General features: G+C 39.2%; 15 protein-coding genes. All 15 read left to right on the top strand.

The window, feature by feature from the left end:
* The first annotated feature begins 89 nt into the window (after positions 1-89).
* The 15 genes from BUB91_RS11370 (at position 90) to BUB91_RS11300 (ending at position 21,082) form a co-directional block, all read left to right on the top strand.
* A complete protein-coding gene (locus BUB91_RS11370; RefSeq protein ID WP_073099358.1) occupies positions 90-1,772 on the top strand; it encodes a DUF6377 domain-containing protein in 1,683 nt (560 codons plus the stop codon).
* Positions 1,773-2,083: 311 nt separating this feature from the next.
* A complete protein-coding gene (locus BUB91_RS11365) occupies positions 2,084-5,026 on the top strand; it encodes a SusC/RagA family TonB-linked outer membrane protein (protein WP_241652603.1) in 2,943 nt (980 codons plus the stop codon).
* Between the two features lie 5 nt (positions 5,027-5,031).
* Positions 5,032-6,657, top strand: coding sequence for a RagB/SusD family nutrient uptake outer membrane protein (locus tag BUB91_RS11360; protein ID WP_073099357.1), 1,626 nt, complete (start codon positions 5,032-5,034; stop codon positions 6,655-6,657).
* A gap of 14 nt (positions 6,658-6,671) precedes the next feature.
* A complete protein-coding gene (locus BUB91_RS11355; protein WP_073099356.1) occupies positions 6,672-7,814 on the top strand; it encodes a SusE domain-containing protein in 1,143 nt (380 codons plus the stop codon).
* A gap of 44 nt (positions 7,815-7,858) precedes the next feature.
* Complete coding sequence (locus BUB91_RS11350) at positions 7,859-9,301, top strand: alpha-amylase (protein ID WP_073099355.1); 1,443 nt, start codon at positions 7,859-7,861, stop codon at positions 9,299-9,301.
* Positions 9,302-9,369: 68 nt separating this feature from the next.
* Complete coding sequence (locus tag BUB91_RS11345; protein ID WP_073099354.1) at positions 9,370-11,217, top strand: glycoside hydrolase family 13 protein; 1,848 nt, start codon at positions 9,370-9,372, stop codon at positions 11,215-11,217.
* A gap of 9 nt (positions 11,218-11,226) precedes the next feature.
* On the top strand, positions 11,227-13,344 hold the full coding sequence (locus tag BUB91_RS11340; RefSeq protein WP_073099353.1) for a TIM-barrel domain-containing protein: 2,118 nt from the start codon (positions 11,227-11,229) through the stop codon (positions 13,342-13,344).
* A gap of 235 nt (positions 13,345-13,579) precedes the next feature.
* Positions 13,580-14,191: an MCP four helix bundle domain-containing protein gene (locus BUB91_RS11335; protein ID WP_073099352.1), complete on the top strand. Its 612-nt coding sequence runs from the start codon at positions 13,580-13,582 to the stop codon at positions 14,189-14,191.
* Between the two features lie 67 nt (positions 14,192-14,258).
* Positions 14,259-15,563, top strand: coding sequence for a Na+/H+ antiporter NhaA (gene nhaA, locus BUB91_RS11330; RefSeq protein ID WP_073099351.1), 1,305 nt, complete (start codon positions 14,259-14,261; stop codon positions 15,561-15,563).
* A 29-nt stretch (positions 15,564-15,592) separates the two neighbouring features.
* Positions 15,593-16,669, top strand: coding sequence for a sensor histidine kinase (locus BUB91_RS11325; protein ID WP_073099350.1), 1,077 nt, complete (start codon positions 15,593-15,595; stop codon positions 16,667-16,669).
* Positions 16,670-16,675: 6 nt separating this feature from the next.
* Positions 16,676-18,004 carry a sigma-54-dependent transcriptional regulator gene (locus BUB91_RS11320; protein ID WP_073099349.1) on the top strand — a complete coding sequence of 443 codons (1,329 nt, stop codon included), beginning with the start codon at positions 16,676-16,678 and terminating at the stop codon, positions 18,002-18,004.
* Between the two features lie 457 nt (positions 18,005-18,461).
* The gene (locus BUB91_RS11315; RefSeq protein ID WP_073099348.1) at positions 18,462-19,769 is read left to right on the top strand and encodes a Glu/Leu/Phe/Val family dehydrogenase; all 1,308 of its coding nucleotides are present in this window, start codon (positions 18,462-18,464) and stop codon (positions 19,767-19,769) included.
* Positions 19,770-19,783: 14 nt separating this feature from the next.
* Positions 19,784-20,197: a GreA/GreB family elongation factor gene (locus BUB91_RS11310; protein WP_073099347.1), complete on the top strand. Its 414-nt coding sequence runs from the start codon at positions 19,784-19,786 to the stop codon at positions 20,195-20,197.
* Between the two features lie 71 nt (positions 20,198-20,268).
* Complete coding sequence (locus BUB91_RS11305; protein WP_128759351.1) at positions 20,269-20,652, top strand: hypothetical protein; 384 nt, start codon at positions 20,269-20,271, stop codon at positions 20,650-20,652.
* 49 nt (positions 20,653-20,701) lie between these two features.
* Complete coding sequence (locus BUB91_RS11300) at positions 20,702-21,082, top strand: hypothetical protein (protein WP_073099345.1); 381 nt, start codon at positions 20,702-20,704, stop codon at positions 21,080-21,082.
* Positions 21,083-21,271: the final 189 nt, after the last annotated feature.

The raw sequence follows: 21,271 nt of genomic DNA, 5'->3' as shown, positions 1-21,271 counted from the left end.
TGCACGTAATAAAGCCTCCACTGGTGTAACTGAATTTTTAGCATGCTTTTTTGCTATCTTGTTTTCTATTTCAAGGAGATGCCTTTTATATGATTTGTTATAACAAACTGGTTTTACCGCTGGCAGTGCTGTTGCTGTTTTTTCAGTCTTGGATGAGTTATGGACAACAAGATGCTGATTTTAAAGAGCTTTTGGAAACCATCAAAAAGTCTGCAGCCTATGATGCTATTAAAGTAGAGCGAATAGACTCGTTGTACCAATTGCTTCGATTACAACAAGAAGGTGATTTAAAATCGAGATTTGATTTAAATCGTTCCCTTTTTTTTGAATATCGAATCTTTAAGCAGGATTCCGCTTTTAAATACGGAATACAATCCAAAAATCTAGCTGAAGAATTAGGCGATCAGCGGCTTATTGCAGAGACCACCCTTGATCTGGCTAATGTGTGTGTGTCGGCAGGAATGTTTAGCGAGGCTCTGGCTTATTTAAACGGTACCGATCCAGACCATATTCCCGAAGATATACGGTTCTCACTGTATGGGTTATTAGGGCGTTGCTACAGTGATATGGCAGATTACAGCACGATAACTTACTTCTCTGAACGCTACCGAAAAAAAGCCCAGGAGTACCATCAAAAGTCCTTAGAGCTGGCGACGCCAAACACTTGGGATTATTTTATGCTCAGGGGCTACTTAAACTATAAGTATGGTAATCTGGACGAAGCTTTAGTTGATCTTAAACCTTCACTAGATATGCGGCAAGACCTCAGGTCTCAGGCTGTGGTGAATTCGGTTTTAGGAGATATTTATGTACAATTGGGAGATCGCGAGAAAGCTATTAAACACCTATCCCAATCTTCTATAGCAGACATTAAATCATCTGCTAAAGAGAATCTTTCGATGATTCAACTGGCAGAGTTTCTGTTTCAGAGTGGCGATGTCAAACTCGCTTCCATTTTTATCAAGAAAGCCAATGAGGATGCCGAAGCCTACGGTGCACAGCAACGCAAAATACGAGTGGGCGCTATTTTACCACTGATTGAAGAACAAATAATCAATCAGGTTGAAAAACAGCGCGAACGCTTATCACAACAAAACATTATGTTGAGTGTGTTACTAGTTGTTTTATTGATGCTTGCTATAATAACCTATATTCAATTACGCAGGTTGAAACGTGCCAGACAAGCACTTTTAGTAGCGCATAAAGATCTTCAGATCAAAAATGAGCGTATTGTGGAGGTCAACGAGACCATTAATTCTAAAAATGAAGAACTCAAGAGCTTGAATGATTTGCTGCTGGAGGCTAATAAGATTAAAGAAGATTACATCGGTTTCTTTTTTACGCAGGATGCAGATATTTTTGAAAAGTTTAAAGAGTTTAAAACACGAATAGATCACAACCTCAAAACCGATAATCTAGACGGTATAAAATACCTTTCTAAGAGCTATGATCTTAAGAAAGAAAAGAAAAAGCTCTTACAGAGTTTTGATGAAGCGTTTATCAAATTATTCCCTGATTTTATCGATGAATTCAATTCGCTTTTAAAAGAAGATGAACAAATAGCAATCAAAGACGGACAAGTATTAAATAAAGAACTTCGCATCTTTGCTTTAATTCGTCTCGGAATTAAACATAATGAAATTATAGCACAGGTTTTGGGCTATTCTGTCAATTCTATTTACGCTTATAAGACAAAAATTAGGAATAAATCATTCTTAGATAAGAAAGATTTTGACCAAATGCTTCTCGAAAGAACCCGTCTCAAGCTCTAAAAAGGCACAAATTGTAGCGTAATTTTCTATATAAAAAAAGCAGCTTAATATATTCAAATAGTTGATTTTCAAAAATTTGAAACATTTATTTTGTCTTTATTTTCTATATGAAATTTTCAAAGCGTAGTAAGCACTCGTAATTTCTTCAATTTTGTGATGTATGTGGATTATTATCCAATTCAGATACAATTTTAACCTGATAATCCTTTTAAACAGCTTTTGTATTTGCAAAAAACTACGTGCTTTTTCTCCATGTTACGAAAACGTTTGCAGGGTTCAATTGGGTTAAAAATCAATTTAAAATCTATTAAATGAACGAGAAATTTATGCGAGAATTATTTAAAAGCTTACGGCTCTTAGTGTTCATGCTGCCTGTAAGTATTTTTGCCCAGAATGGGGTGAACGGGGTAGTGACAGAAAGTGCTACCGGGATGCCCATACCGGGAGCAAACATTATTGTTAAAGGAACCAGCAAGGGTTCTACAACAGATTTTGATGGTAAGTATACCCTTAACAATATTAAGGAGGGAGATGTTTTGATGTTTTCTTTTCTTGGTTTTAAAGAAGTCGAGATTGCTTACGCGGGTCAGCCTACGATAGATGTGGCACTAGAAGAAAGCCAGACCAGTCTGGATGCAGTCGTGGTAATCGGTTACGGTACGGTAACCAAAAAAGATGCGACAGGTGCGGTTAACCAGGTGTCTACCGAAGATTTTAACAAAGGTCAGGTCAATACGGCTTCGCAGTTGATTACCGGTAAAATTGCCGGGGTTACCGTAACTTCAGGGGGAGGTGCGCCCGGGGAAGGTCAGAATATCAACATACGCGGTATTGGTTCTATTTCCTTGAATAGTTCGCCGTTGTATGTAGTAGATGGTATTCCGTTGGATAATACGAATGTAGGTGGTTCCAGAAACCCGTTAGACTTTATCAACCCTGCAGATATTGAAACGATGACCGTTTTAAAAGATGCTTCTTCTACTGCTATTTACGGTTCTAGGGCCGCAAACGGTGTCATTCTGATTACAACCAAGAAGGGAAAAGGAAACGAATTTAAATTCAACTATTCGGGTGCTACAACAACGTATCGTCCTACGAATTATGTAGACGTGATGAGCGGGGATGAATTCAGATCTTTAGTGACACGTGTAGGTTCTGATGCGGCGATTTCCCGTTTAGGAACTGCTTCTACAGACTGGCAACAATTGATTTACAGAGAAGCTTTAGGTTCTGAACACAATTTAAGTGCTACCGGAAACATTGGCGGTTTTATGCCGGTAAGAGCTTCGGTAGGTCATACGGATCAGGATGGTGTTTTAAGAGGAGATAATTTCTCCAGAACTACCGGTTCTGTAAGTTTAAGACCTACGTTTATGGACGGTTATCTTAAAGTAGAAATCAACGGTAGAGGGATGTATACCGAAAATACATTTGCTAACCGCGATGCTATTGGGTCTTCAGTTGATTTTGATCCTACTAAGCGTGTTTACACGGATGACTCACCGTTTGCGAACTACAACGGTTGGTACATCTACAGCGCAGATGCAGATCGATTCATTCAAAACAGCCTTTCTCCCACAAATCCTATTGCGTTACTTAACGAGAAAGATGATTCCGCAGAGATTAGAAGATTTATTGGTAATGCAAAAGTAGATTACAAATTGCATTTCTTTCCAGATCTAACCGCTACGGTAAATGTAGGGATGGACAAAACGAACAGTCACGGTAGAACCATTGTTTCTGATCAAATGCCCTCTGCGCAATTAGACTGGAACGGTTCGTATTCTAATTACATCAACCAAGCAACCAATAAGCTTTTTGATGCCTATTTGACGTATGATAAAGACTTCGGAAAAAGCTCTATAAATGCTGTTGCGGGGTATTCGTATCAAAGTTTTGAGTATGATAATTACAGTTTTGACAGCGAGGCACAAGAAGAAGGAAACGACGCAGAATTTATTGATAAATGGCGCAGTACCTTGCTTTCTTACTTTGGTAGAGCCAATTACAATTATGACGACCGCTATTTGTTAACCGCTACCATGAGAGCTGATGCTTCTTCAAAATTGAATCCAGATGATCGCTGGGGGTATTTTCCATCTTTTGCGGTTGCATGGAATATCAACAACGAAGATTTCTTCAATTCTGAAACCATCAATCAGCTTAAGTTGCGTGTGGGGTATGGTGAGATTGCAAACGTAAACGGTCTGGGGGATTATTTATTCTTGACCAACTATACCGGCAGTCGCTCGAATGCAAACTATCAGTTTGGAGACACCTATTACCAGACCTATCGTCCGGATGCGTATAATGAAGATTTACGCTGGGAAGTGGGAAAAACATTTAATGCGGGTATTGATTATGCCTTGTTTAATAGCCGGGTTACGGGTTCGCTCAATGCCTATTTAAAGAAAACAGAAGATTTGATCAGTTTTGTAACGGTCGATCCGTTTACCAATTTCTCCAATAAAATCAATAAGAATATTGGCGATATGGAGAACAAAGGGATTGAATTTGAATTGAACGTAACGCCTGTTCAGACTGAAAACTTCACATGGAGAATAGGGTATAACGTAGCGTATAACGATAACACGATCACAAATCTACCCGATCAGGTTGAAGAGGGAGGTATTTCTGGAGGTACCGGTAACACGGTACAACTCCATAAAGAGGGGTATTCCCCTTTCAGTTATTGGGTGTATAAGCAAATTTATGATGAGTCCGGCAGACCCATTGAAGGAGCGTTTGTAGATCGCAACGGGGATGGTCAGATCAACGATGACGACCGCTATTTGTATAAGAGTCCGTTTGCAGATGTGACTATGGGGCTTAACACGAACTTAAATTATAAGAATTGGGATCTGGCAATCGTATCTCGAGCGAGTTTAGGCAACTATGCGTACAACAACATGGCCTCCAGTAGGTCTTACGAAGTGCGTGCTACCGAAAACAGTATTTTGACCAACCTCCACCGGGATTATTTCAATACCGGTTTTCAATCTATAACAGAAACCAGTCTGCAAAGTGATTACTACATTCAGGATGCTTCCTTCTTCAGGCTAGATAACATCACGTTAGGATACACCTTTGCTGAGGTATTTAAAGATTCAGATCTAAGATTGTACGGTTCTGCACAAAACGTGTTTACCCTAACAGATTATGAAGGTTTAGACCCGGAGATCAATGGCGGTATAGATAACAATTTTTACCCAAGACCCCGAATTTTCACTTTTGGCGTAAATCTAAACTTCTAAAAAAAATGAACATGAATTACATAAAAAAATTACTTTTTGTCATTCCAACACTTATTCTAGTGTCGTGTCATGACGATTTGGATCAGACACCTATAGATCCGGACAGTTTTACGGAAACCAATGTTTTTGCGAATGCTGACGAAGCTAAAGGAGCTTTGGCAAAACTCTATGCGAGTCTTGCTTTAACCGGTCAGCAGGGACCTTCGGGACAACCGGATATCACCGGAATTGATGAAGGTACTTCACAATACTCTCGTTTGCTTTTTAGCTTAAATGAACTCACAACAGACCATGCGGTAATAGGCTGGGGGGATCCGGGATTGCCTAATCTACACGCGATGAACTGGGGTGCGGGTAATGACTTTACTACAGGTATGTATTACCGCCTGGCTCAGGAAGTATCTTTTACCAATTCGTTTATAGAAAACGCAGCTTTGCTTAATGAAAATGCTGAGGTTGAAGCCTATGTTGCAGAAGCTCGTTTTTTACGTGCCTTTACGTATTATAATTTATTAGATCTATTCGGCGCCGTACCCTTGGTTACTGTAGTTTCTACAGAGTTGCCGGAACAAAGCACCAGAGCTGAGATTTTCAGTTTTGTAGAGTCTGAATTGTTAGCGATTCAAGACTTGCTTAAAGAAAGTGGTGCTAATGAGTATGGTCGTGTTGACCGGGTTGCGGCCTGGGCTTTGCTTTCTAAGTTGTATTTGAATGCTGAAGTATTCACGGGTGAAGATCGGTATACGGATGCGATTACGTTTTCAAACCTTGCGATCAATGCTTCGTACAGCATCAACACGAATGATGCTAACGGAAACGGGTCTGCTTATGACGAACTGTTCTTAGCTGATAACAACAGTAACGGGGCACAAAACGAATTCATCTTTGCACTCAATTTTGACGGAAACAATTCCAGAACCTATGGGGGGACGACCTTTTTGGTTCACGCTGCAATAGGCGGATCTATGGATGCCTTTAACTTTGGTGTAAACGGAGGCTGGAGTGGTTTACGCACCACCAAAGCTTTGGTGAATAAGTTTGATTATGCTGTTAGTAATACAGATGCAGACGGTAATCCTATTGAATGGGAAGATAGCAGAGCGCTATTCTATACAGACGGGCAAAACTTGGAGATCAATACGATTGCGAACACCTTTACCGATGGTTATGCGGTTACCAAATTTAAAAATGTAGATGCTACCGGTGCTCCCGGTGTAGATGAAGGGGGTGACTTTGTAGATACCGACTTACCGGTTATCAGACTTGCAGAAATTTATTTAAACTACGCTGAAGCTGTTTTAAGAGGAGGATCCGGTGGGGATCTCAATACAGCTACCGGCTACATCAATGCGTTAAGAACACGTGCATTTGGCTCTACTGCGGGTAATATTTCTTCTGGAGATTTAGATCTTGATTTTATTTTAGATGAACGCGCACGCGAATTGTACTGGGAAGGGCAACGCAGAACAGATTTGATTCGCTTCAACGATTATACAACCGGGAGTTACCTATGGCCTTTTAAAGGCGGTTCAAAATCAGGAACTGCTGTTGATGATTTTAGAAAATTATTCCCATTACCCAGTAACATCATTTTGATTAATCCTAACCTGACTCAAAACACAGGTTATTAATAAACAAGACAACCATGAAAAAAATAACTTTAGTACTCCTGGCATGTATCGCACTACTCAATTTTACTTCGTGTTCAGATGATGATGGTTTTACTTATACCGCTAAGCCAGCTCCTGAAGGTATTGCGTTTACCAATTCAACTTTAGAGACGTACAATCTAACAGCTTCCAATGCGGCAAATATTGCAGAACGCTTGGTGTGGAATGCTGCGAACTTCAATGTACAAACTCCGGTGAACTATGAGGTTCAAGGGTCTTCTGTTGAATCTTTTGAGAGTTTTTCTGTACTAGGCGTGGGTACGCAAACCAATCAGGCTGTTACGGTAGCAAATATGTTAGCACTGGCTAGAGAGGCCGGTCTTGATAACGACCCTACTACGGCAGCGCCCAATAATGGCACTGTTTATTTTAGAGTGCGTGCTTATGTAGGTGCCGATGCCGGTAATGTGGTAGCGCAACTTTCTGAGGTGATGGCAGTTTCTGTAACCTTACCCGAAGAAGCAGAAGAAGCGTTAGATCTTCCTAAAATATTTGTAGTGGGTAACTTCCTGGCATCTGGGGGTTACGGTACAGACTGGACACCGGCTGATGCAGTGCCGCTTGCAGCTTCTGCTGAAGGAAACACAGCTTATGAAGGTTATGTATTTTTCAATTCAGAAACTCCGGAATTCAAATTCTTACCTACCAATACCAGTTTTGACGGGGATTATGGGGATACCGGTGCAGATAACGGTACGTTCTCAGGAACGCTCGTGCAGGAAGGTGAAGTAAACGCGGGTACTCCTGACGGAACCGGTGGTTACTATCTTGTAAATGTAGATACAGACGCATTGACCTATGATCTTACTAAAACAAGTTGGGGTGTGATCGGTAATGCAACACCTACCGGTTGGGATAGCGATACCGATATGGTGTATGATTCAGCAACAAAAACCTGGAGTGTAACATTAGACCTTACCGAGCAGGAAGCTCCAGATAATGGAATCAAATTTAGAGCGAATGATGCGTGGGAGATCAATTATGGTGATACTGATGCAGATGGTACCTTAGACTTTAATACGAATCAAAATATCGGTATTCCAGAAGATGGGAACTATACGATCACATTAGATCTGAGTAATCCAAGACAATACACCTATTCTATATCTAAAAACTAATTTGTCAAGGCTGCCTGGTGCAGCCTTTTTTAAATAGAATGTATATGAAACAATTTTTTTTTAAAAACCTATTGCTGTATCTTTTTATACTACTCTTGAGTGTAGGATGTGCATCAGATGACAGCGTCGAGGTACCAACGGATGGGGATAGCGGAGTTGTAGATCCTGTTGAATTTACGGCACTTAATCTAGAAGATTACGATAACGGTAGCCGAGTCATGATGCAAGCGTTTTACTGGGATGTTGAGCCTCGTTTTGAATGGTGGAATACCCTTTCCGGTAAAGTTGCAGACTGGAGCGAAGCGGGTATAGACCGTATCTGGTTACCCCCTGCTACAAAAGGACAATCAGGTGGGTATTCTATGGGATACGATGTGTCTGATTATTATGATTTTGGAAATTTTGAGCAGCATGGGACGACTCCAACTCGTTTTGGAACGCGTGCAGATCTGGAGAATTTGATCGCAACCGCTCACGAGAATGATCTGGAAGTGATCGCAGATATTGTATTGAATCACAATTCGGGTGGTGGTCTGGAGTACAATCCGTATCGTGATAAAGATACCTATAGTCTTTTTGATGAAACCCACGGTAATGCTTCGGGAATGTTCAACAGAAACTATGAAGATTTTTATCCCAATAGCGTGAGTAATTACGATCCGGGTAGTTTGTTTTATGCAGAAACCAATCTAGACCACCACAGAGAGCGGGTTCAAAACTGGTTGTGGAAACAGGACAATTCCGTAGCAAACTATTACAAAAATGAAATGGGCTTTGACGGCTGGAGGTTTGACTATGTATTGGGTTTTGAATCGTTTGTAATTAAAGACTGGTTGGCAGAAGTGGGTGGTTTTTCAGTAAGTGAATTGTGGGATGGAGATCCAGATCTCATCCGTAAGCACATAGAAGCTACCGGTAGCGGTGCTTTTGACTTTGCCGCATTTTACAGAATGGAACAAGCTTTTGACCGTAACGATGACTTGACGTATTTGACCAGAGATCAGGTATGGCAAACCCATCCGGACAAAGCGGTAACCTTCACAGCAAATCACGATACCGAAAAAGATGGAAACATCGATAACTACATCGAGTCTTCCAATAAATTAAAGGCTTATGCTTTTATCATGACGCATCCTGGTTATCCTACGGTTTTCTATCTGGACTATGAGAACGCAGCGTTTAAGGAGCAGTTGAATAAGCTGATCCTCATTCACAATACGTTGGCAACCGGAGACCTGGAAGTCTTGTACACAGATGAAGATGAGTATATCGCAAAGCGAAAAGGTAATGCAGACAATCCGGGACTTATTGTATACATCACCGCTAACAGCAGTACAAAAAGACGTACAATCGCTACCGGATGGAATGAGGTACAGTTGATGGATTATTCTGAAAATACGACCTATTCACCAATAACCGGTGAAGATGGCGGTGCACAGCTAGAAGCCCCTGCAAACGGGTATGCAGTTTGGTCTGTGATGCACTAATTTAAAACAGAAACATCAGGCAGCCTCTTATTCTTTAAGAACAGGAGACTGCTTTTACAGTAAAAATTATGAGAAGTACAGTAAAGTATTTTATGCTGCTGGTATGGAGTTGTCTGTATAGTTATAGCAGTTATGCGCAACTAGAAAAGGTAGAACCGCCGTTCTGGTGGGCAGGGATGGAGAAGTCTGAAATACAGGTGCTATTCTACGGAACCAATATTGCAGATTTTAGCATTTCGGTGCAAGAAGAAATTCCGGTTACCGGAGTGATTAAAACCGAAAATCCCAATTATATTTTTGTGAGTATTGAAACTCAAGATGTAGCAGCCGGAACGATTCATTTTGATTTTAAGAAAAAAGGAAAGCTGCAATTTACCCGGGAATATGAATTGAAAGAACGAGCTGAACATGCTGCAGATCGCGAAGGGTATACCAGTAGCGATGTTATTTATTTGCTGATGCCAGACCGTTTTGCTAATGGAGATCCTGATAATGATTCTGTAAAAGGTTTAGACGATAAATTAGACCGAAGCAAAAGCGGCGGAAGACACGGTGGCGATATCCAGGGGATTACAGAGCATCTGGATTATTTAGAGGAGTTGGGCGTTACGGCTATCTGGAGTACACCACTTCTTGAAGATAATGATCCTGCCTATTCGTATCACACCTATGCACAGAGCGATGTATACACCATAGATCCCCGTTACGGAAGCAATGCAGATTATAAAAACCTGGCTTCAGCATTGCACAAACGCGATATGAAGCTCATTATGGATTATGTGACCAATCACTGGGGAGCACAACACTGGATGATAAAAGACCTACCCAGTTACGATTGGATCAATCAATTTCCGGGTTATGCCCAATCGAATTATCGTATGGAAACCCAGTTTGACCCGCATAAATCGGACAGCGATTTTAAATACTGTGTGGATGGCTGGTTTGTAAAAACCATGCCGGATCTCAATCAGCAAAATCCGTTAGTGGTCAATTACCTGATTCAAAATGCAATCTGGTGGATCGAATACGCAGACCTTGACGGGTTGCGGGTAGATACCTACAGTTATAATGATAAAGAAGGTATTGCAACGTGGACCAAAGCCATCATGGACGAGTTCCCTAACTTCAACATTGTTGGTGAGGTCTGGTTGCATAACCAGGCGCAGATCGCTTATTGGCAAAAAGACAGCAAGATCGGTGCGATTCAAAATTACAACACCTATTTGCCTTCCGTAATGGATTTTACACTGCACAATGCCGTTGAGCACATGTTTGCAGAAGAAGGCGGCTGGGGAAGCGGTATCATGAAAGCTTACGACAATTTTGTTAATGATTTTCTATATCCAAATCCAGATAATCTTTTAGTCTTTTTAGAGAATCACGACACCAGAAGGTTTAACGACATTTACGATCAGGACATCAATGCGTATAAGTTAGGCCTTAGTCTTATCGCGACCACACGTGGTATTCCTCAGTTGTATTACGGTTCAGAACTAGGGATGCGTGGTGACAAATCTAAAGGAGACGGGGATATCCGCAGAGACTTTCCCGGAGGTTGGGAAGCAGATGCGCAAAACGCTTTTAGCGCTTCCGAAAGAACAGCACAGCAACAAGCATTTTTTGAGTTTACCAAGAAAATTCTCAACTGGAGAAAAACGTCAAAAGCCGTTCACTCAGGAGAACTCACCCAGTATATCCCGGAGCATAATGTGTATGTCTATTTCAGAAGTTTAGGCGCAGAAAAGGTAATGGTGGTTTTGAATAATAACGAAACCGACCAAACCTTAGACCTGGCACGTTTTGCAGCAGACCTTAAAACTACAAGTGGAACAGACATCATCACGTCTCAAACTATTGCGCTGACCGATACACTTACGGTAGCAGCAAAAACCCCAATGATCATTCAATTAAACTAGTTTTTTAAAATGAAGAAATTCACATTACTGTATATTTTAGCATTAACAGCATGTTTACAAACTGCTTTTGCACAATCGGCAAGTCTGGCAGAACCAGATATTGCAGTATTTTACCCAAAAGATTTCGACTCGATTCATACGCTTCCTTCTCTGGCAGTGCTTAAAGAGTTACCGAAGCGCGATTCACTTCCTGCAGCCTGGAAGGTGAAGCCGCAATTCATTCAAATGGATGGAAAGAATTCGGTTCATTTCGACTTAAATCCAGAAACAGATCTGTACGGAACCGGAGAAGTTATAGGTGATTTGCGCCGCAACGGCTCTGATGTTACCTTATGGAATACCGATAATTACGAGTATGCCAAGTTTGAGGGCAAGCAATTGTATCAGGCGCATCCCTGGGTTTTAGGTGTACGTGCAGACGGAAGCGCTTTTGGTATTTTGGCAGACAATTCATGGAGACAAGAAATTCGTTTAGAAAACGGAGTTGATATCATCAGTGAAGGGCCTTCTTTTAGAGTTATTGTTATCGAGAAGGAAACGCCGCAAGAGGTTATGGTAGCGCTTGGCGAACTTACCGGAACGATGGCAATGCCGCCAATCTGGGCTTTGGGGTATCAGCAGTCGCGCTATTCTTATTTTCCGGATACCAATGTGCAGGAACTGGCAGACGAGTTTAGAGCTCGAAAAATTCCGGCAGATGTAATCTGGATGGATATTGATTATATGGACGGCTTTAGAGTTTTCACTTTTGATCCTGAAGGGTTTCCTGATCCTAAAGGCTTGAATGATTATCTGCATGCCAGAGACTTTAAGTCGGTATTTATGATTGATCCGGGTGTAAAGCAAGATTCGCTGTATTCCGTTTATCAGCAGGGTAGTGCCGGTAATCACTGGGTTTTAGATGCTGCAGGTAATGAATATAATGGCGAAGTATGGCCGGGGCAGGTTGCTTTTCCGGATTATACCAGACCTGAAACGCAAAAATGGTGGGCTTCTTTATATAAAGATTTTATGAATCTGGGAATTGACGGGGTTTGGAATGATATGAACGAGCCGGCCGTTTTTGACGGTCCGGGTGGTTCTATGCCAGATAACAATATTCACCGGGGAGGAGGCGATTTACCACGAGATGTGCATTTGCGTTATCATAACGTATACGGACTCTTAATGGTGCGTTCTAGTCGTGAAGGAATCATGGCTGTGAATCCAGAGAAGCGCCCTTTTGTACTCTCCAGAGCTAATTATATTGGCGGGCAACGCTATGCTGCGACCTGGACGGGAGACAACTCTGCAACCTGGGATAACTTAAAAATGTCGATCCCGATGTCTATAAACCTGAGTCTTTCGGGTCAGCCGTTTAACGGTCCCGATATTGGAGGATTTACAAAAAGTCCGTCTGCAGATTTATTCGGAAACTGGATTGCTTTAGGAGCATATTACCCATTTTCCAGAAACCACACGTCTAACGAAACCGAAGATCAGGAGCCATGGGCTTTTGGGGAAGAGATTGAGAATGTGTCGCGTACAGCAATCAATCGCAGATACCGTTTGATGCCTTATTTGTATACTTTGTTTCACGAGGCAGCAACCACAGGAATGCCGATTATGCGTCCTACTTTTTTTGCTGATATTCAGGACGAAAATTTACGCGAAGAGCAACAGAGTTTTCTATTGGGTGAAAATCTATTGGTTATTCCGCGTTGGGCAGAGGGTTTAAAAATGCCTGAAGGGGATTGGCAAGACATCGCCTTTGAAGAAACAGATGATACCTATCAGGCAATCGTAAAATTGCGTGATGGAGCAATTGTTCCTATGGGACCGGTAATTCAAAGCACTGAAGATTATAGTACAAAAAAGCTCACATTGTTAATCAATCCCGATAAATCAGGAAATGCTTTCGGAAGCCTGTATGATGATGCCGGAGAAGGTTTTGGTTATCAGGATGGCGATTATGCGATCTTAGATTTTTCAGCATTCAAAACTGCTGAAAACACCTTAAAAGTAAGTGTAAAACAAACCGAAGGAACTCGCAAAACTGCACGTGAATTTAGAATTGGTTTAGTGAAAGACAATCAAATCATCTATTCTGACTGGTCTTCTCAAAACGAATTGACTTTAACGTTTTAAGTAATAATTGAATTTTGGTTTGAAAAGGCTTCCATTCCGGAAGCCTTTTTTATTGATTGAATATTATTAGAGCGGGTCTTTATTACCCAATTTGATTCCATATTACCCGATAGGAAATTTCTTATTTAGAGCTGATTAGGTTTACCTTGTTGATAATCAATTGGTTGTTGTTTGGTGGTGATTTGTGGTGAGTATTTTGCTTTTAGTGATAAAACCTGTTTTAAAGCAAATTATTATGATTTCAAACTTACCTTTAGCAAAACGCATCAACACGATATTAGCACTTTCGGTGGTGTTTTTATTGGTTCTGGCAACCAATAGAATTGATCAACATCATTTTGAAACCGCTCAGAAATCGGTAAATGAAGTGTTTGAAGACCGGGTACTGGTACAGGATTATATTTTTTCTATCTCTAACATGTTAGCCGCAAAAAGGCTGGCTTTAAAAGACAGTGCTATTTCTAAAAAATTGCTTGAGAATAATGAAAAGATAGCAAAACTTCTTTCTGATTTTCAGAATACAAAATTAACCGAGAAGGAGTCAAACCAATTGAGAGGCCTGCAAGAGAGTTTTGAAAAAATACAAATATTAGAACCTCAAATAATTCAACAAACCGCCAATTTTGAACGGTTAAAAACGGAAATTTTTAATACTCTTGATACGATGCAAGATGCTTTGGTTACTTTGTCAAAAATACAGGTACATGAGAGTGAAAATCTAATGCATAGTGCCCAGAAATCTTTGAATACGAGTAAACTTATTTCAACTTTAGAAATTGGTTTTCTTATCGTTATTGGGATCGTGATCCAAATTACTCTTTTTTATAGAGTAAAAAAGAGCTCTTAATAGTAATACTAGAGCTCAACAACTAGCTACTGCCTGTAAATCTAACATCATAATCTCTATTCTAACTATGGATAAAAACCTATTCAGCAAAACTCTTTTCCAAAAATTTGTAAAAATTGAAGGCTCCGGCGGAATACTTCTGCTGTTAGCAACACTCCTAGCTTTGTTATGGGCTAACTCTTCGTTAGGAGATAGTTATTCTGATTTATGGAATTATAAAATAGGTTTTAAAACGGAAGGCTTTGAATTGTACAAACCCTTAATTCTCTGGATTAATGATGGGTTTATGACCATTTTCTTTTTTTTGATTGGCTTAGAGATAAAGCGCGAAGTGCTTATAGGTGAGTTAAACTCTTTAAAAAAAATGGCCTTTCCGCTTTTTGGAGCATTGGGCGGAATGGTTGTACCGGTTGCATTCTTTTTGATTTTAAATCAAAATCCTGAAACCCTGAAAGGCTGGGGTATACCTATGGCTACAGACATTGCTTTTTCTTTAGCTATTCTGAATGCATTAGGTAAAAAAGTACCCTTAAGCCTCAAAATTTTTTTAACGGCCTTTGCTATCGTAGACGATTTAGGAGCCATAGTGGTGATTGCTTTTTTTTATAGCGGAACGATTAATTTGACAATGCTAATAATCGCACTGATTCTTTTGGTCTTCATCTATATATTGTCTTATAAACAGTATTATTCAAAATTTATACTTATAAGTTTCGGATTGGTGATTTGGGTTTTATTCCTCAAATCAGGCATTCATCCTACACTTGCAGGAGTTCTACTGGCATTTTCGGTTCCTATTAGGCAAAAAATCAATACGCCTGAATTTATAGAGAACTTAGTCGCAATCACTTCAACTATTAAAATGTCAGCAATCTCTAAAAAACCTATTCTAAGTAAAGAACAAATACAGGAAATTGATGATCTTCAAGATTGGACCAGTCGTTATCAATCCCCCTTACAACATATGGAGCACAGTTTGCATGGCTGGGTTGCTTATTTAATCATTCCTATATTTGCACTGGCTAACGCAGGTGTAAACCTTACCAGTGAAGTAGCATTAGATACACAACTGGTTGTAAATATAATTTTAGGGTTGGTGTTGGGAAAAAGTATAGGAATAACAGCTATAATTCTTTTTGTTAAAAAGATTAAACTTATCAATATACCTAAAGATATTACGCTACGGCATATTATAGGAACATCATTTCTTGCCGGAATAGGCTTTACGATGGCTATTTTTGTTTCTAATTTAGCTTTTGAAAGTGATCCCTTCTACAATTTATCAGCAAAGATGGGAATACTCATAGGTTCGGTAATAGCTGCAATTATAGGGTATCTTATTTTAAGAATTAAACCCAATAGTGCTGGTTAAGCTTACACTTTAAATTAATAGTATAAAATATGAATGCTACTGAAGAGGCTTTAAAAGAGCGTATTAAAGAGTTGACCTGTCTTTATGAGGTTTCTTCGATTTTGGTGAATGCTGATCCTGAATATCAGGAAGAAACATTTCAGGCTATTGCTTTCAGTTTAAAAAAAGCATTTCAATTTCCAGAATATACAGGAATATTAATAAGGAAAGGTAAAACCCAGATTAAGACTGGATTTTCTGATAACAAAGCAAGCATTTCATCTCCAATATATTTATTCAATAAAGAAGAAGGAGCTATAGTGGTTTCTCTCAAAAAAAAGGAGATGTCTTTTTTAAGAGAAGAGCAGCAATTAATTGATAATATAGCACTTAAAATAGGAGATTTCCTAGAACGTGTTGCTATTAAAAAAAATGAAAGTCTACTAAAAAGGCAAATGGAGCACGCAGACAGACTTTCGATACTGGGAGAATTAACAGCCGGAATAGCTCATGAGCTTAATACTCCATTAGCAAATATCCTAGGATTTGCAGAATTACTTAAAGAGAGTATGGCATCTGATAAAACAGCTGCTTCAGATCTTGATAAGATAATTAAGAACACGATTTTTTCAAGAGAAGTAGTAAAGAAGCTGATGTTTTTTGCATGTGCGATGCCAAAAGAAAAAAAACATATCAATATCGTTCCGCATATTTATGATTCACTCGATTTATTAGAAGCGACGTTTAGAAAAGAACAGGTAAGCTATCAGGTGAAGATTGAAGAAGAAGCGCTTGTCATTCAGGCAGATACTGTGCAGATTACTCAAATTATCTTTAACCTTATAATCAACGCTATTTATTTTTCCCCTAAAAATGGTGTTGTAACTATCGAGGCCTTTCAAGACACGGAGCACATTATTCTGAAAATACTTGATGAAGGTCCAGGACTTAGTGAAGAGGCTTTAGAAAAAGTATTTCAGCCCTTTTTTACCACAAAGCCTACAGGCGAAGGTTCTGGATTAGGACTTAGTGTAGTGCACGGTATTGTGGCTAGTCATAAGGGCAGTATTGTAGCTCAAAACAATACCGATAAAGGCGCTATATTTAGTGTTCGTTTACCTAAATAGGAAAGCATGAGATTACGAAAAGAGAATATACTTATTGTAGATGATGATTTGCACATTTTAGAGCTTTTACAGCGGCATTTACATTCTTGGAACTATCACACCTATCGTGCGGTCTCTGTAAAAGAGGCGGTGCATATTTTACGAGATAGTCATATAGATCTTATGATTACAGATCTTAAAATGCCGCAGATAGATGGTTTTGAGCTCTTAAAATTTGTATCAGAGCACTATCCCAATCTACCAAAGCTAGTAGTTACCGGGTATCCTTCTGTACAGGATTCACTAACGGTGATGAAATCTGGGGTGCTAGAATACCTCACGAAACCTTTTACAAAAGATGAATTGAAAGCGGCTATTGCGCGTACAATTCCTAAAACTTCAGATAGTGGTTCTCAAAAATCTTCTACCGCTACAGGAGCAAAAAATACGCATGAAGAAATCATAGGTTCTTCTGAAAAGATAAATGATGTCATTCAAATTATTGAACGCGTAAAAAATAATAAAGCAACTATTTTTATAACGGGTGAAAGTGGAACAGGAAAAGAACTCGTAGCCCGTGCTATTCACTACTCCGGTAAGTTTGCTACAGCGCCATTTATAGCAGTAAACTGTGGGGGTATTCCTGAAAATTTACTGGAAGCCGAACTTTTTGGCTATACCAAAGGCGCTTTTACAGGTGCAGATACCAATAGAAAAGGAGCCTTTTTGGCTGCGCAAGGAGGTACTATTTTTTTAGATGAAATTGGCAATGCCTCCCTTGCAGTGCAAGCCCGATTGCTACGGGTTTTACAAGAAAAGGAAGTCATGCGTATCGGGTCTCAAAACGCTGAGAAGATAGACGTTAGAGTTATCGCTGCAACGAATAGTGATTTGCTTGAAATGATTAAAAGCCAAAGCTTTAGGGAAGATTTGTATTACAGGCTCAGTGTCGTTGAGATAGCAGTAGCACCATTGCGTAAAAGGGTGTCCGATATTTCCTTACTCGTTGATAAGTTTCTTTTCAAATATGGTATAGAATACAAAGACCGTTTCGTTAAAATAGATCCGGACGTGTTAGAAGTTTTAAAGCGCTATCAATGGCCTGGAAATATTCGGGAACTTGAAAATGTTATACAGCGGGCCGTGATTTTGTGTGATACCCACATCACTATAGATCATTTGCCCGAACACCTTAAATACAAGTTAGATTTTCCTGATGAAGCATTACTAACATTGGGTGAAATGGAAAAAAAGTACATTCAAAAGGTCCTTAGAACAACCGGGAATAATAAAACCAAAGCGGCCGAAATACTTAAAATTACCCGTAAAACTTTGCGGGAAAAGTTGAAGGATTAGCACGAGTCTTTTTATTCTAAATCTATAAGAGCTTCGGTCTTAATATAAGGTCGGGGCTCTTTGTGTTAATTGCGGGTGCTAATTATCCAGTCGGGTAAATAAGGTTTACAGATTTATTATTATTTTTTTGGGGAAACAAGCATACTGTTCTAGTAATTAGTCTTTTAGAGGTGTAATGCTTATGGGTTTAGATTGTTTGGCAAGGCTCTTGTTTTAATGGTTGTGTAAACGTACTCGAAGTATTTTAATCTCAATTTTCGGGTGAAAATTATATACTATGAAAACGAATTCATTTTCAATTTGCCTCAGCTGTATTCATTTAAAAACTTGTGTGTTGACCGCGTATAAAGATCAGGTGTGGTCTTGTAGCGAGTATGATTTTCCTCAAACAGAAAATCATCACCTACACTTTGACAAAACCCTAAACCTTAATTGAAATTACATCATTTTAAAAATTATGATAACGCTAGAAAAAGAAAAACTTCAAAAAACCAGTGCTAAAACACAGGCTACTGGAATGGTAGAAAATGTGCTTGGGCAATTTAATAATGCAGCAGATCAAATAGACTTAAATCCGAATATACGTAGAATACTTAGTGTCACGACAAATGAGATCATCATTCATTTCCCGGTAAAGCTCGATTCTGGAGAAGTGGCGATTTTTAAGGGTTATCGAGTTCAGCATAATAATGCACTTGGTCCTTACAAAGGGGGATTGCGCTATCACGATACTGTAGATGTTGATGCAGCAAAAGCATTAGCGATGTGGATGACTTGGAAAACCTCTTTAGCAGGCTTGCCCTATGGAGGTGCAAAAGGTGGGATTCAGATAAACCCCAAACTGTACTCTCAATCAGAATTAGAGCGTATTACGCGAAGATTCACTTATGCGTTAGGTGATAATATAGGTCCTGAACACGACATACCGGCACCAGATGTAAATACAAATGCCCAGACTATGGCTTGGATTGCAGATACCTACATGTCTACGAAGAGTCCGTCTGAACGTTCAACTTATCAGCATGTTGTAACGGGAAAGCCTGTGGGTTCTGGGGGTTTAGAAGGCCGCGACAGGGCTACAGGGTATGGTGTTTATCTCTGTATTAAGTTATGGGCAGATGCAAATAATATTTCGCTTAAAGCAAAGAAATACAGCGTACAAGGATTTGGTAATGTAGGTAACTGGGCCGCATATTTTATGGAAAAAGATGGAGCCGTACTGGTTGGGGTTCAAGATGCTTTTGCAAGTATATATTCAGAAGAAGGCATTGGTGTAGAAGCACTTTTTAACTATGCGAATACCAGCGGAACAGGTATTAAAAATTTTCCGAATACCCTAGAAATAAATAAAGATGATTTTTTCAGCATAGACTGTGATATCCTTATACCCGCTGCTTTGGGTAATCAGATAACCGAAGATAATGCAGAACGTATTAAAGCGAGCCTGATCGCAGAAGGAGCAAACGGACCAATAAATGCAGCAGGAGAGCGTATTCTTCTGGATAAAGGAGTCACCATCATACCCGATATATTATGCAATAGCGGTGGGGTTATTACCAGTTATTTTGAATGGTTGCAAAATAGAAATGGAGAGCTATGGAAACTTGATGAAGTTATAGCAAAATTAGAAAATAAGTTACGTACAAGTTTTCAAAATGTAAGTAGGACAGCAGAAGAGCGGGGGATAGACATGAGAACTTCAGCCTATATTTTGGCTATCGAACGCATTGAGAAAGCCTATGTACAACGCGGGATTTTCCCATAAACAAATCAGAAATTATGAAATATGGAAGCTTGATTTTAGAAAAGAAAGAATATGTGCTTTTGAAACGCATTATGAATGTTTCGTATCATTTAGACGATCCCTTGGTACGTAAATCAATTAATAATCTAAATGCAGAATTACAGGCTGCGATAATTTGTGATGATACTGAAGTTCCTGAAGATGTGGTTCGGTTTAACAGTAAAGTTATTGTTGCATGGGAAGATTGGGAACAGGATTTCTACGTCGTATCCCCGGCAAAAAGCAATTTGGCTGAAAAAAGAATTTCGGTGATGGCTCCTATGGGAGCTGCATTGATTGGTTACTCAACAGGTGATGAGGTAATATGGGATTTTCCTAATGGATCTAAATCACTTTTGATCAAAGGGGTTTTTCAGCAGCAGGTTTCGATTGATGGTAATATCCTGTAATACAGAAAAATGAGCCTCGATTGGACTTAGACAGTGCTGCTCAAAACGAATTTTAATTGATAAGCTTTTATATGATGGATACAAAAATTTATGCACACGACAATGAAGTAGACCTTTATCAAAAAAATAATTACGTAGAACTTCAAACCTGGATGACTCTTCTAAAATTAACCGCTAAGGAGTTAGAAAGTTTTGTTTGGTTAGGAGAAAGAAAATCTTTTAAATCAGAAATTTTGATCCACAAATTGACCGATAAAAAGGCTGAAACAAGCGTACTGCTTGATTTGCTTGGTAAGTATTTAAATCAGATTACTGAAATTAGAGAATGCGAAGATATGGATTGTGAGTACTATTATCAGCATCAGCATGAGCAACTTAGAGTCTTATTTAATTATCATATAGAACAGTGTTCTAAGTTAAAATGTAAGCTCTTAAACAGTATAGAGGCTATATAACTTAAGTTAACTCTAGAAAGAGTTTGAAGTAAATGAATGAATTTCAGCAATGAGCACTACTCAAGATTATTTTTTTACAATTCAACTCTTCAACAAGGATATTGAAGAGTTGAACCTGTGGATGACGCATTTAGAAAACTTGACTACCGAGATAAATCAATTAGCAGTTATTGAAAAGCAACTTTTAAAGAATATAGACATAAACTATAATCTCTTAGCCTTCCGGAGAAAAAACACGTTGTTTATGGCATCGATTTTTCGACAAGAACAACGGTTGTTAAAAGAAAAAGAATATGGACATGAAACTTATAATCTGAAATGGAATCGTGAACATGACCTTCATCGAAGTCTTTTTACTCAACATTTGAAGGCGTTTAGAGCGTTGCAAAGTACGGTCTATAAGAAACTTTCTTTGCTAGAACGTAGATAAACTCACGTACGTGTACATTAACTAAATACTCATTTGGTCTAATTAAAATGAAATGAAATGAAACGAAACCAACTAAAATTTTACGTGCAAATGATTCTTTTAATTATGGTCTTATTTGGCTTGTTTTTTTTGATTAATAAGTTAATCCTGTTTTTTTTCTAAAAGACTAAGCTTCACCTTGTGTATTTA

This window comes from Leeuwenhoekiella marinoflava DSM 3653 (genome assembly GCF_900129005.1).
GTDB lineage: Bacteria > Bacteroidota > Bacteroidia > Flavobacteriales > Flavobacteriaceae > Leeuwenhoekiella > Leeuwenhoekiella marinoflava.
The sequence above is the reverse complement of the archived record's forward strand: the minus strand, read 5'-3'. Positions and strand labels throughout refer to the sequence as shown.